The 12875-nt window shown below is 68.8% G+C and carries 14 protein-coding genes; 8 read left to right on the forward strand and 6 right to left on the reverse strand.

Annotated elements, in window-relative coordinates; genetic code table 11:
- Window positions 1-289 precede the first annotated feature (289 nt).
- On the forward strand, window positions 290-655 hold the full coding sequence (locus Hbl1158_RS02340; RefSeq protein ID WP_234298470.1) for a PadR family transcriptional regulator: 366 nt from the start codon (window positions 290-292) through the stop codon (window positions 653-655).
- 60 nt (window positions 656-715) lie between these two features.
- Here Hbl1158_RS02340 and Hbl1158_RS02345 read toward each other — a convergent pair whose 3' ends face one another.
- Together Hbl1158_RS02345 and rnhA are read right to left on the reverse strand one after the other, a co-directional pair.
- Window positions 716-1333, reverse strand: a complete 618-nt coding sequence (locus tag Hbl1158_RS02345; protein ID WP_234298471.1) for a rnhA operon protein — start codon at window positions 1331-1333, stop codon at window positions 716-718.
- Window positions 1334-1335: 2 nt separating this feature from the next.
- Window positions 1336-1926: a ribonuclease HI gene (gene rnhA, locus Hbl1158_RS02350; RefSeq protein ID WP_234298472.1), complete on the reverse strand. Its 591-nt coding sequence runs from the start codon at window positions 1924-1926 to the stop codon at window positions 1336-1338.
- Window positions 1927-2010: 84 nt separating this feature from the next.
- On the opposite strand from rnhA, the gene Hbl1158_RS02355 reads away from it, so the two are divergent.
- From Hbl1158_RS02355 to Hbl1158_RS02365, 3 genes are all read left to right on the forward strand, one after another.
- Entirely contained in the window at window positions 2011-3030 is a 1020-nt protein-coding gene (locus Hbl1158_RS02355; protein WP_234298473.1) for a transcription initiation factor IIB, read from the forward strand.
- Window positions 3031-3404: 374 nt separating this feature from the next.
- On the forward strand, window positions 3405-4697 hold the full coding sequence (gene nreA / locus Hbl1158_RS02360) for a DNA repair protein NreA (protein WP_234298474.1): 1293 nt from the start codon (window positions 3405-3407) through the stop codon (window positions 4695-4697).
- A 103-nt stretch (window positions 4698-4800) separates the two neighbouring features.
- A complete protein-coding gene (locus Hbl1158_RS02365; RefSeq protein ID WP_234298475.1) occupies window positions 4801-5115 on the forward strand; it encodes a preprotein translocase subunit TatA in 315 nt (104 codons plus the stop codon).
- On the opposite strand, the gene Hbl1158_RS02370 is transcribed toward Hbl1158_RS02365, so the two are convergent.
- Together Hbl1158_RS02370 and Hbl1158_RS02375 are read right to left on the reverse strand one after the other, a co-directional pair.
- Entirely contained in the window at window positions 5091-5540 is a 450-nt protein-coding gene (locus Hbl1158_RS02370; RefSeq protein ID WP_234298476.1) for a DUF302 domain-containing protein, read from the reverse strand. The genes Hbl1158_RS02365 and Hbl1158_RS02370 overlap by 25 nt on opposite strands.
- A 139-nt stretch (window positions 5541-5679) precedes the next feature.
- The gene (locus tag Hbl1158_RS02375; RefSeq protein WP_234298477.1) at window positions 5680-5970 is read right to left on the reverse strand and encodes a DUF5789 family protein; all 291 of its coding nucleotides are present in this window, start codon (window positions 5968-5970) and stop codon (window positions 5680-5682) included.
- Between the two features lie 184 nt (window positions 5971-6154).
- On the opposite strand from Hbl1158_RS02375, the gene Hbl1158_RS02380 reads away from it, so the two are divergent.
- Window positions 6155-7237 (forward strand): ribonuclease BN, encoded by a 1083-nt coding sequence (locus Hbl1158_RS02380; protein WP_234298478.1) that lies wholly within the window; start codon window positions 6155-6157, stop codon window positions 7235-7237.
- A 63-nt stretch (window positions 7238-7300) separates the two neighbouring features.
- On the opposite strand, the gene polX is transcribed toward Hbl1158_RS02380, so the two are convergent.
- Window positions 7301-9046, reverse strand: coding sequence for a DNA polymerase/3'-5' exonuclease PolX (gene polX, locus Hbl1158_RS02385; RefSeq protein WP_234298479.1), 1746 nt, complete (start codon window positions 9044-9046; stop codon window positions 7301-7303).
- Window positions 9047-9467: 421 nt separating this feature from the next.
- Window positions 9468-9911: a DUF5788 family protein gene (locus tag Hbl1158_RS02390; protein WP_234298480.1), complete on the reverse strand. Its 444-nt coding sequence runs from the start codon at window positions 9909-9911 to the stop codon at window positions 9468-9470.
- Window positions 9912-10057: 146 nt separating this feature from the next.
- Between Hbl1158_RS02390 and Hbl1158_RS02395 the strand changes: the two genes are divergently transcribed.
- From Hbl1158_RS02395 to Hbl1158_RS02405, 3 genes are all read left to right on the forward strand, one after another.
- On the forward strand, window positions 10058-11761 hold the full coding sequence (locus Hbl1158_RS02395) for a methylmalonyl-CoA mutase family protein (protein ID WP_234298481.1): 1704 nt from the start codon (window positions 10058-10060) through the stop codon (window positions 11759-11761).
- A 154-nt stretch (window positions 11762-11915) separates the two neighbouring features.
- On the forward strand, window positions 11916-12191 hold the full coding sequence (locus Hbl1158_RS02400; protein ID WP_234298482.1) for a winged helix-turn-helix domain-containing protein: 276 nt from the start codon (window positions 11916-11918) through the stop codon (window positions 12189-12191).
- Between the two features lie 70 nt (window positions 12192-12261).
- Window positions 12262-12564 carry a hypothetical protein gene (locus Hbl1158_RS02405; RefSeq protein ID WP_234298483.1) on the forward strand — a complete coding sequence of 101 codons (303 nt, stop codon included), beginning with the start codon at window positions 12262-12264 and terminating at the stop codon, window positions 12562-12564.
- Window positions 12565-12875 lie beyond the last annotated feature (311 nt).

The raw sequence follows: 12875 nt of genomic DNA on the forward strand, positions 1-12875 counted from the left end.
CGGGTTCCGTCAACGCGAGCAAAGGCCTTTCGGCACGCGACGACGCCCCCCCCCCGTTCGCGCATTGGGTGCGGACATCGACCGCACGCGAACACGCCGCGCACGACGCCGAATAGTGCCGGCCAAGGTTTTATTTCTGCTACTAGCGTTCGCCCGGTGGGACGCGGTACGCCAGTCTGGGGGGCGGTCACAATTCGCCCGAATAGTCCCGTCTCAAGCGCTTTCGAGCCGATATCCGTCTCCTGCTTGGCAACTATTATATACTCCCGTGACCTCTCACTTGATGACCATGTCAGAGGCACAAGCGGAGGCCGAACAGACGAACGTCGCGCGGGATCTCACCGCGTTCCAACAGAACATCCTCGTCATCCTCTCGGAGGAGGCGATGTACGGGCTCGCGATCAAGCGCGAGCTGGAGAGCTACTACGACGCCGAGGTCAACCACGGTCGGCTGTACCCCAACCTCGACGAACTCGTCGACCTGGGGCTCGTCGAGAAGAGCGAACTCGACAAGCGGACGAACCAGTACGAGCTGACCGAGGCGGGCCGCGAGGCCGTACTCGACCGCCTGAACTGGGTCCTCGGCAAGTACGTCACCGACGACGACCGCGCGTCGGACGTCCGCGAACTCGTCGACGGCACGACCGAGGCGTAAGCGACCGCCGGTACCGACACCGGTCGGATCGAACGGAGATACGTCGCGGCCCCGACGGACCTACATGGGAGTCCGTTCGTCGGCGGCCTCGAAGACGTACCGCACCGACGCCCGGACGGTGTCGCGCTGTTTCTCGGAGGGCCAGGTGTTTCGCGGGTAGTACTCCTCGAGGAACTCCTGCACCTCGTCGGCGCTCGCCGACTCTACTGGTCGCGCGTAGTGGTTACCCATGAAGTCCGCGAACGCGCGAGCGTTCGCGCGATGGGGGTCGCCGTGCTCCTCGGCGACGCGCTCGACGATCGCGGCGTTGTGTTCCTCGATCGCCGTCCAGTCGTCCGGGTCGCCGGCACCCGACAGCGACACCTCGACCGCCCGGTCGGTGTCCTCGATCCGGTCGATCTGAACGGTCCCGTCCTCGACCCACTCCTCGGGGTAGAGGACGAGCGTGTCGTCCTCGTCGCGAACGCGGGGGGTGAAGCCGTGCTCGCCGACTCGCCGGTCGCGGTCCTCGCGGTAGGCGTCGGCCTCCGCGTCGTCGACGGCCTCCCTGGCGAGTCGCGTGAGGCGTTCGGCGGCCTCGACGGCCGAACGCGGCAGTTCCTCCTCCCAGTCGTCCCCGTCTGATCCGTCGCCCGTCTGCTCCCGTGTCGCCTCGCTCGTGTACTCGGTGTTGTCCATGTTCAACCCTCGAACGCCTCGTTCGCCAGATCGTCCGCCCGTTCGTTTAGCTCTCTCGGGACGTGATCGATGCTCCAGCGGTCGAACCGCTCCAGCAGTTCCCGCGCGCGGACCCGTCGCTCCCTGAGGTCGGGATCGTTGGCGTTCCACTCGCCGCGCACCTGCTTGACGACGAGCTGTGAGTCGCCGCGCACGTCCGCCTCCGCCAGCCCGTAGTCGACGGCCGCCTCCAGCGCACGAATCAGCGCCTCGTACTCGGCGCGGTTGTTGGTCGCGTCGCCGATGCGCTCGCCCCCCTCGGAGACGATGCCGTCGCCTGTGACGATCGCCCAGCCGATCGCGGCCGGCCCGGGGTTACCTCGAGAGGCCCCGTCGAAGTAGACGTGCCCGCGACCGCCGCCGTCGCGCACGAGCGCCGCGAGCCGCTCGGGGTCCGAGCCCTGTACCACGACCTTGTCGTCGTAGGCGACCGCGATCGCGCCCTCGCGCTCGGCGCGCCAGCGCTCGTGGTCGGTGTTGCCCGCGACCGCGTCGACGCCCGCGTCCGTCAGTCGGTCGCGGGCCGCCTCCGGGTCGCACTCGATGACCGGCATACCATCGATCGGGGGTGGCGCGGCGAAAGGGTTGTCATCGGCACGAACGCTTAACCGTCTCCCGAAGCACACGTATTAAATACGATGACAGGTCCCACCCGCCAGCGCGAGAATCGCGAGCGACGCCAGTGGACGGGGAGCACCGAATCGGGGGAGGAGACACGATCGGAACGGACCGAAGAGAACGCCGACGAGGAGACCGACGGCGACGCGGTCGACCTCGAGGACATCGACGAGGAGGACCTCGTCCGTACGGCCGACGGCGAACTGATGCACGAGCCGACCGGGCTCATCGTCGAGGAGGACAACGTCGATCGAGGACCGGAGTGGCGGGCATTCAACCACTCCGAGCGCCAGTCGAAGTCCCGCGTCGGGGCACCCGTCACCGAGACGATGCACGACAAGGGCCTGACGACCACCATCGACTGGAAGGACAAGGACGCCTACGGGCGGTCACTCTCCTCGGAGAAGCGCTCGCAGATGCACCGCCTCCGCAAGTGGCAAGAGCGCATCCGCACCAAGGACGCCGGCGAGCGCAACCTTCAGTTCGCCCTCTCGGAGACCGATCGGATGGCGAGCGCGCTGGGCGTCCCGCGCTCGGTTCGGGAGGTCGCCTCCGTGATCTACCGCCGCGCGCTCGACGAGGACCTCATCCGCGGGCGCTCCATCGAGGGCGTCGCCACGGCGACGCTGTACGCCGCCTGTCGAAAGGAGGGCATCCCCCGGTCGCTCGAGGAGATATCGGAGGTATCGCGGGTCGAACGCAAAGAGATCGGCCGCACCTACCGCTACGTCTCCCAGGAACTCGGCCTGGAGATGAAGCCCGTCGACCCGAAGAAGTACGTCCCGCGGTTCGGCTCGGAACTGGAGCTCAGCGAGGAGGTGAAGTCGAAGGCCAACGAGATCATCGAGACGACCGCCGAGCAGGGACTGCTCTCGGGTAAGTCCCCGACTGGGTTCGCGGCCGCCGCCATCTACGCGGCCTCCCTGCTGTGCAACGAAAAGAAAACCCAGCGCGAGGTCGCCGACGTCGCCCAAGTCACCGAAGTCACCATCCGAAACCGCTATCAAGAGCAGATCGAAGCCATGGGCATTCACAGCTGAGGCGCGTCTCGACTCGACGGCGGTCGGTCCCCTGTCCGCACCGCCGCACCGCCGCACCGCCGCACCGTCGCACCGCCGCGTCGCCGCGAACGTTTTTGTCGGATCACGGGACCACGCTCGCCGTGACGTGAGCACCGTCGCGCGACGGTCAGCGGGTGTGGGGTCCACCGAGAGGTGACCTCGGCGCGCACGGCGCGAGCCGTGCGCGTGTGCGGTCGTCCGTCGCGCGTCGCGTCCCGCTGCCGGCCCCCGCCGCGAGCCGCCTCGGCGACGCACCGACCGCCTGTCAGCCATCCGCCGAGCGTCGCGGCCCTCGACGCCGACGGCCGCGCGGGGAACGTTCATAGTCGCCGAGCGGCTACGTCGGCGTGAGCGTGAACCTGGACGAGTACGTCGAGTTCGAGGAGAACGAGCGCGCCGAGCGGCGGCGGCTCGCCCAGGAGAAGTCCTACGAGCTGATGGATCACCTCGAGTCGTTCGAACACCGCTTCGAGGAGGCGACCGACGGCGACTCCGTCTTCGGGTCCGTCTCGCCGTCGATCTTCGTGGGCTCGTCGAACTACCCGAACCTCTCGACCGGGCTGCTCTCGCCCGTCGGCCACGAGGAGGACGCCGCGGCCTACGAGACCAGCGGCGCGTGGTACGAGGAGGACGTCTCCATCTCGGACGTGTTCGAGCGGCGCACCTCGTTGTTGAACTCCGCCCAGGGGGTCGACGCCCGCGACGCCGGTACCGGCGGTGCCGGCGGCGGCGTCCACGACGCGTGGGACGGCTTCCTCGGCGTCCAGCGCGAGGTCGCCATCGCGGACCGACCGGTCGACGTGGAGGTGTTCCTCGACGATGGGCCGGACATCGACTACGACGTGTCGCCCGACGACGTGGCGACGCCGACGGGTCCGCGTGCCCGCGCGGCCGACGCCGACCTGACGGAGAATCCGCACGTTCCGCGTCCCGTGAAGAAGACGCTGGAGGACGACGACTGGCGCGCCGAGGGCGCGATGAACTACCTCTATCGGCGCGGCTTCGACGTGTACGACATCAACACCGTGCTCTCGGCGGGGGCGCTCGGACGCGGCGAGAACCGTCGGCTGGTCCCGACACGCTGGTCGATCACCGCCGTCGACGACACGATCGGGACGTACCTCCGCGGCACCGTCCGCGACCGCCGGAGCGTCGACACCGTGCAGGTGTGGCGAAACGAGTACCTCGGCAACGCCTTCTGGGTGATCCTCGCGCCCGGCGACTGGGAGTTCGAACTGGTCGAGATCAAGTCGCCGGGGAGCATCTGGCACCCAGACCCCGAGGGCGACACCTACCTCTCGTCGGCCCACGAGAACCGCGAGGGCCGCACCCGGTACGTCGACGAGACGGCCGGCGCGTACTACGCCGCCCGGTTCGGGGTGCTCGAACACCTCTCCGAGCGCGGCCGGCAGGCGAAGGTGCTCGTCCTCCGGCACGTCTCCGACGACTACTGGGGTCCGGTCGGCGTCTGGCAGGTGCGCGAGAGCGTGCGCAACGCCTTTGAGGGCGAACACGGCGAGGCCGAGACGTTCGAGGAGGCCGTCCGCGGCGTGAGCGACCAGCTTCCGGTGTCGCTGGCGCGTCTGCAGAGGAAGTCGACGATGGCCGCGGGTCTCCAGTCGAGCCTCGCGGACTGGACGGGGTAGGCGTCGCGGTCATCGTCGCCGCCGCGGTCACCCTCGAGATGGCCGTCGCGGTCGGCGGCCGGCCGCCCGAAGAGTTACCTCGCCCGGTGGCGACGCGTCGGATATGGCCCTCCTGTTCGGCGCGGTCCCCGGCGGTCCGGAGCTGTTGATCATCCTCCTCGTGCTTCTGCTGCTGTTCGGCGGAACCGCGGTACTGCTGGCGGTCGTCGGCGTCGGCGGCCTGCGGCTCCTCGGCGGTGCGAGCGACGCCGACGCGGGTGCAGACGAAGCGCGAATCGCCGAACTCGAACGCGACCTCTCCGAGACGCGCGCGGAGTTGGCCGAGCTTCGCTCCGAACGCGAGGACGACGCCGGGTCCGCCGGCGACCGTGGTGGTACCGACGACGCCGACGACTACGAGGAGTCGAGGTCGTCGTAGGCCGCGTCGACCATCTCCCCGGTGTCGGCGATGATCGCGTCCATCTCCTCTCGGTCGGTATCGAGACCGAGCAGGCGGGCGATCCGCATGATAGAGACGTGATAGACCGTCTGGACGCCGGGAGCTTCCTCCCAGACCACGACGTTGCACGGGAACAGCGCGCCCATCCGGCGGTCGGTCGCGTCGAGCGCGCGGTCGGCCACCGCCGGGTTGCACGCGCCGAGCACGTAGTACGGGTCGCGGTCGGCCTGGACTTTCTCGTTGAGGAGATCCGACGGCGAGAACTCCACCGGGATCCCGAAGCCGTGCTCGGTGAACACCTCGCGGACGTGTTCGATCGCCTCCTCGTGGCTCATCTCCAGGGTGGCTCGCTTCTCGCCGATATCGCCGCCTTCCACCGCGGCCGGATCGATCGGTAGCGTCACGACTTCGGGTTCGATCGGATCGCTCGAAAAGGCAGCGACGGTGCGCGCGTCGCGTCAAGCCGCTCTCCGATGCTCGAAGTCGGGACCGGACCGATCGACCGCTCGCGGTCCAGATCCCGCTCGGGCCCGTTCTCGGACGTTACTCGGCGGTCTGTACGGGACCGCGACCGACCTCGTCCTCGACCGTCTCGACGAACGTCTGTCGGCGGTCGAAGTACGTGGTGTCGACCGCCGCCAGCACGTCCGCGAGGTCGCGCGGCCCGTCGGGCGTCCGGATCGTCGCGTCGCCCTCCTTCTCGAGCACGCGGGACTTCTCCTGGGGCCAGGTGAGCCGCGAGGCGACGCGCGCGAGCGGTGCGCCCTCCACGGCGGGTCCGTCGCCGAGTTCGACGGCGGGTTCCTCTTCCTCCTCGGGTACGTCGTCGCTCATACGCGCCAGGTTCGCCGACGCGGCGTGTAACACTTTCGGAGCGACGCGGCCGTCACGCGCCGAGACGACCTCCCGGCTTCGGATGTTCCTCGGAGGGCCGTCGCGTGTCCGTCGGGCGTATGTGAGACCACGTCATGCCGATGTCTGACGTATGCTTTTAATTGATGACGGTATAATACGGTGTATGAGCAGTCTCGCCGAGGTGTACGAGGGCCGTGTCGGCGAGTACGCCAGTCTCCGCCGGCTGTACCTCGGCGTCGGCGCGTTCTCGCTGGGGGCGCTCCTCGTCGTCGCCGGCATCGTGATCGCGGCGACGGACGTGACCGCGGTCGCGCTCGGGTGGAATCTCGCACAGGCGCGCGAGGCCGCCGGCGTTCTCGCCGGGCTCGGACTCCCGGCGACGTTCCTCGGCGTCCTCGCGATAATGCCGGCGAGCCGCCGGACGCAGGCGGCCGCGGTCGTCGGCGCGGGCGTCGCGGTGCTCGGCGTCGCGCTGTTCACCCACGCGTACCCGTGTCGCTGGTCGGGCGCGCGCTGCGCCGGCGAGTTCGCCGACCTCACGCTGCCGACCGCGGGCGTCTACTTCCTCGGCGCGTTCACGACGTTCTGGTGTCTGTTCACCGGCGTCGCGAATTTCAAGGCGCGGAACAACCCCGGCGGCACGGTCTCACTCGAGATCACTCGCGAGGGAGAGACCAAGGTGATCGAGGTGCCGAAGGCCGCCGCCGAGGAGATCCGCGGCGCGAAGGCGTCCTCGGGGTCGGTGGGGGGCGTCGGCCTCCTCGGCGTCACGCCCGACGGCGACGTCGAGACTCAGACGAACCGTCCGGAGGCCCGTCGCGACCCCGGCGATCGCGGCGATCGTTCCGCCGGCGGGTCGTCCGGCGGTCTCGGTTCCGGCGGGTCGTCCAGCGGTCCCGGGACCGTGAGCGACGGCGGCGCGGCCGCCAACGACATCACCTCCCTCCGAGAGGGGTCTCCCGGTTCCGACGGAGAGGCGTCGGCCCGGTCGTCGCCGTCGCGGCCGCAGTCTCCCTCCGAGCCGCAGTCCTCCTCAGGGTCGCAGTCGCCGCAGTCGCCGCAGTCGCCAGACGACTCGGCCGCCGGTTCCCCGACCGAGCGGTCGCGATCGACCGGCGACACCTACTGCGGCTCCTGCGGTCACTTCCAGTACGTCCGGACGGAGAACGGGATGCAGCCGTATTGCGGGCTCCACGACGACCTCATGGACGACATGGACGCCTGCGACGACTGGAACCCACGCTGAGATCGGGGACAGCGGGGACGCCTCTTGGTCTTCGGTTAGAGTCCATCTCTCTGCTCTCGCCTCTCACCCCTCGAGGAACGACCGGAGGCCGTCGGCGTCGCGGGCGTTCAGCACGTCCGCCGTCTCGGCCCACCCTCGCCGGGCCGTGTGGACGCCGTAACGGACGTTGTCGAACTCGGCAGGCGAGTGGGCGTCGGTGTTCACGGCGATCGTCGCGCCGGCGTCGACGGCCGCGCGAACGCCCCCGCCGTCGAGGTCGAGGCGGGCGGGGTTGGCGTTCACCTCCAGCGCGGTGCCGGCGTCGGCGGCGGCCGCCGCGAGGCGCTCGAAGTCCACGCCCAGGCCGGATCGTCGGTTGATGAGTCGGCCGGTCGGGTGGCCGAGGACGTCGACGTGGGGGTGTTCGACCGCGCGGATCAGCCGTTCGGTGGCGTCGTCGCGGTCAAGCGCGGCGTGCGGCGAGGCGATCACGATGTCGAGCTCCGCGAGCAGGTCGTCGCTCGTGGTCACGTCGCCGTCGGCGTCGACGTTCGCCTCCACGCCGTGGAGCACGTCGATGTCGGCGTCCTCGCGGACGGCGGCGACCGCCTCGGCCTGCTCGCGCACGTCCCCCGCCGAGAGCCCGGTGTCGCCGAAGACGCCCGGACCCTCGGCGTGGTCGGTGACACAGTAGTACTCGTAGCCGCGGTCGGACGCCGCCTCGACCAACTCGGCGATCGCGTTGCCGCCGTCGGACCACTCGGTGTGGGTGTGGAGGTCGCCGCGGATCTCGTCTTCAGCGAGGAGATCGGGGAGGTCGCCGTCGAGCGCCGCTTGGACCTCCCCGGTGTCCTCTCTGAGTTCGGGCGGGATCACCGGCAGGTCGAGCGCGCCGTACATCTCCGACTCCGTCCGACCGCCGAGTCGCTCCCCGACGCGCTGGCCAGCGTCGGGGTCGTCGACCGCACTCACGTCGAAGACGCCGTACTCGTTGAGCTTCAGGCCCCGGTCGATAGCGAGGTTTCGGAGCCGGACGTTGTGGTCCTTCGATCCGGTGAAGTACTGGAGCGCCGCCCCGAACTCCTCGGGCACCACGACCCGGAGGTCGACCCGGACGCCGTCGGCGCGGACGCTGGCCTTCTGGTCGCCCGCCTCGATGACCTCGTCGGCCGGGCTCCAGTCGGTGAACGCCGAGACGACGGCGTCGGCGTCGTCGCCGGCGACGAGCACGTCCACGTCGCCGATGGTGTCCTTCCATCGGCGGATCGACCCCGCCACGTCGATCCGCTCGACGGCCGACTCGCCGCCGAGGTAGTCGACCACGCGGTCGGCGAGCGGGCGCGCGTCGCCGAGTCGCTGGCGCTGACCCGCCTCCCTGGCAAACCCGACGTTGTCGAGGATGTTCTGCTCGGTCTTCGCCCCGAACCCCGTGACCTCTCGAATCCGCCCCTCCTCGGCGGCCGTCTCCAGTTCGTCGAGGGTGGCGATCCCAAGCTCCTCGTACAGCGTGCCGACCGTCTTCGGGCCGACGCCCTCGACGCGTGTCAGCGCCTCCATGTCGACCGGAAGCTCGTCGCAAAGCTCCTCCAACTCCTCGATCTCGCCGGTCTCGAGGTACTCGACCACCTTCGCGGCGATCGCGTCGCCGACGCGGTCGATCTCGGCGACGGCGTCCTCCCCGCCCTCGCTCGCGAGGTCCTCGATCGCGCGGGGGTGTTCGCGGATGTTCTCGGCGGCGCGGCGGTAGGCGTTGGGCTTGTACTCGACGCCCTTCGCCGCCAGCAGGTCGGCGAACTCCTCGAACCGGGCGGCGACCTCGGCGTTTCGCATACGTGGACGTCGGAGTGGCTGGGACTTAGAACGACGGGCCGGGATCAGTTCGGGGCGTAGAAGACGGGTCCGTGATCGGCGTATCCGTCGTCGTGATCACGGGGAACGCGACCGCGAACGCTACGGCCGCTCTCGGGGAACGACCGCGTGTGCCGCCGCGAGTCGTCGGGGATCGTGTCGTCGGTGCTGACCCGGTTCCTGCGCTCGGTGGCTACCTACCAGTCGGCGCGCGCCGCCGCGACTCCGTTCGCGGCGGGAGCGCGCGAGGGGCGAGCGAGCGAACGGGGTGAGCGAGCGAGTCGGCTGGGGAGGGTGAGGCCCCGATGCTGTCGGGTCGGGCTTTCGCGGACGCCTCGCACGACCCTCGCAACCGAGGCGGTCGATACGGAGCTCGAAGCGACCGATCCGACCCGGTACAGTCCTAGTACCCGCCGCGCTTGCCGCCGCTGGCGTCCTCCCGTCCGAGCGCCTTCTTCAGGAAGCTCATCCAGCGCTTCTGGTCCATCGCCTCCTGGCGTTCGGCCTCCGTGTTCACGTCGGCGGGACGGAGGGTGTCGAGCGCCTCCAGCGCGCGGTCGATGCCGATGATGCTGGCGGCCAGTTCCTCGCCGGTCTCGAAGTCGACGCGGTTCTCCTCGATCTCCTCCAGGCGTTCGAGGCGCTCGCGGCGGAGATTTCGCTTCGCCCGCTCGACGCGCTCGCGCTCGCCCTCGGGGATCGTCTCGCGGCGTTTGATCTCGAAGACGAACGTCCGGAGGTCGATCTCCTCGCCCTGCACCTCGATGCGGTCGGGGATGTCCGCGCCGATGGTCGCGCTCTCCTTGTTGACGCGTTCGAGGAGCTGTTTTCGCTGGTACTCCTGCACGGTCTGTCGTCGGTCGTTGGGCCGCCGTGGTGTTTCGTGTTTCGCTCGGCACGGGTCGGATCGGCCGGACCGTGCGGACCGACGCCGGTTCGCGAGGATCCCCGCCACCCGAATCGTTAATGTTCCTTCCGGCAGTTGTTGCACTCATGTACGACGAGGACGACCTCGCGGAAATACGCGAGAGCCGCGAGGAGTGGGAAGAGGAGACCCGAGATCCCGTGATCGACGCCCACGGCGAGCGAAAGGACCGGTTCGCGACGGTCTCGAACCTGGAGATCGACGACCTGTACACGCCCGAGGACGTGGCCGACATCGACTACGAGGAGGACATCGGCTTCCCCGGCGAGGAGCCGTACACGCGCGGGCCGTACCCGACGATGTACCGCGGCCAGACGTGGACGATGCGCCAGTTCGCCGGCTTCGGCACCGCCGAGGAGACGAACGAGCGCTTCCACTACCTCATCGAGAACGGCCAGACCGGGCTCTCGACGGCGTTCGACATGCCCAGCCTGATGGGGAAAGACTCCGACGACCCGCTCTCGGACGGCGAGGTCGGCAAGGAGGGCGTCGCCGTCGACACCCTCCGCGACATGGAGATCCTCTTCGACGGCATCGACATCGGCGAGGTGTCGACCTCGTTCACGATCAACCCCAGCGCGCCCGTGATCTTCGCGATGTACGTCGCGCTCGCCGACCGGAAGGGGATCCCGCGCGACCAACTCCGGGGCACCTTCCAGAACGACATGCTCAAGGAGTTCATCGCGCAGAAGGAGTGGGTGATCCCGCCCGAGCCGTCGCTGGATCTCGTCACCGACACCGTCGAGTTCGCCATCGAGGAGACGCCGGGGATCTACCCGATCTCGGTGTCGGGCTACCACATCCGCGAGGCCGGGTCGACGGCGATCCAGGAGCTGGCGTTCACGCTCGCCGACGGCTTCGCGTACGTCGAGGACGCCGTCGAGCGCGGGATGGACGTGGACGAGGTCGCGCCCCAGCTGTCGTTCTTCTTCAACTCCCACAACTCCATCTTCGAGGAAGTCGCGAAGTTCCGGGCCGGCCGGCGCATCTACGCCACGATCATGGACGAGTGGTACGACGCGGAGGAAGAGGCGTCTAAGCGCCTGAAGTTCCACACCCAGACCGCGGGCCAGTCGCTCACCGCCCAGCAGCCCCTCAACAACATCGTCCGCGTGACGATCCAGGCGCTGGCGGGCGTGCTCGGCGGGACGCAGAGCCTCCACACGAACTCCTTCGACGAAGCGCTCGCGCTGCCCTCCGAGCAGGCTGTCCGCGTCGCCCTGCGAACCCAGCAGATCATCGCCGAGGAGTCCGGCGCGGCGGACTCGGCGGACCCGCTCGCGGGCTCGTTCATGGTCGAGAGCCTCACCGACGAGGTCGAGGAGAAGACGATGGCGTACCTGGAGGAGCTGAAGGAGATGGGCGACGGCTCCGTGCGCGACGGCGTCCTCGCGGGCATCGAACAGGGGTACTTCCACCGCGAGATCCAGGAGGCCAGCTACGAGTACCAAGAGCGCGTGGACGACGGCGAGGAGGTCGTCGTCGGCGTCAACAAGTACACCGTCGACGACGACCCCGAGCCGGACCTGCTCCACGTCGACGAGGAGGTCCAACAGCGCCAACTGGACCGGCTCGAATCGGTGAAAGACGAGCGCGACGACGCGGCCGTCGAGGAGACGCTTTCGGCGCTGGATTCGGCCATCGAGAACGACGAGAACGTCATGCCGTACGTCGTCGACGCGGTGAAGGAGTACGCGACGATGGGCGAGATCATGGACGTGTTCGAGAAACACCACGGCGCGTACCGCGAGAAGATCGGCCTCGCGTCGTAGGTCGCGGGCGCGGTCCGGTACGACGGGTCGCGGGCGCGGTCTACTGCGGCGGGTCGCGGACGCGGTCCGGGGCCGTCGTCGTCGACCCCGGCGCGTCCGATGCGGTTCTCTGCTTCGGTGGACTTACTTTCATGGTGGGCGTGAACTGAACACGATGGACGGCGTTCTGTGGTACGTGCTCACCGGAACCCGGGGGGGAGAAAACCGGGTACGGATACTCAGAACGCTGGACGAGCGACCGCGAAACGCCAACAAGCTCGCCGAGACGCTCGATCTCGACTACACGACCGTCAGACACCACCTCGACGTGTTGTGCGACAACGACGTGCTGGAGAAACAGGGCGACGACTACGGCGCGGTGTATCTCCCGACCGACCGCGCCCGCAACAACTGGGACACGATCGAACAGATCATGGAGCAGGTAGAATGACCGAGGGCGCATTCGGGTCGAAGTTTGGAAAGAGTATAAACGCGCAACCGCGCTACTGGGGACTGAGCCGATGAGTCTCTGGTTGCAGGTGATCTGGGTCGCCGCCGGCCTCAACGTCGTCCTCCTGTTGGGCCTGAGCTACGTCTGGGGGCGAAACTACGGTCGATTCCGGTCGAAACACACTCTCGGCCTGGCGGCGTTCGGCCTCATCCTGCTCGCGGAGAACGCGCTCGCGCTCTACCTCTTTTACGTCCACGCCGACCTCAGCGCCTGGATCGCCGCGCAGGCACCGATCGCCCACCGGGCGATGGGCGGACTCCGCGTGCTCGAACTCGTCGCCATCGCGTTCCTCGCGTGGATCACCTGGGACTGACCCCCGTGGACCGATCCGGCGTCGACGCGGTCGCCGACCCCCTCACTCGTGGTCGTCCCGGCCGGAAGCCCGTTCTGCCCCGTCTCGTCTCCGCTCCTCGCTTTCTCTCCATCCTGGCTCCCCGCATCACCGCGCCGTTTCTCCCCCCGCCCCGGCGACGTCTCGGTGCAGCACGGTCGCACGCCCCGTTCGGGTTCCCCGACACGGTACAGGGTTCTCCGCCCCTCGCGCGCGAACGATCCACATGGATGAAACCGAGTGACGGAGCGGCGAATTCGACGGAGTGAGGCAGTTTTATCACGGTCGATTCC

The organism is Halobaculum sp. CBA1158 (assembly GCF_021431925.1).
Classification (GTDB): domain Archaea; phylum Halobacteriota; class Halobacteria; order Halobacteriales; family Haloferacaceae; genus Halobaculum.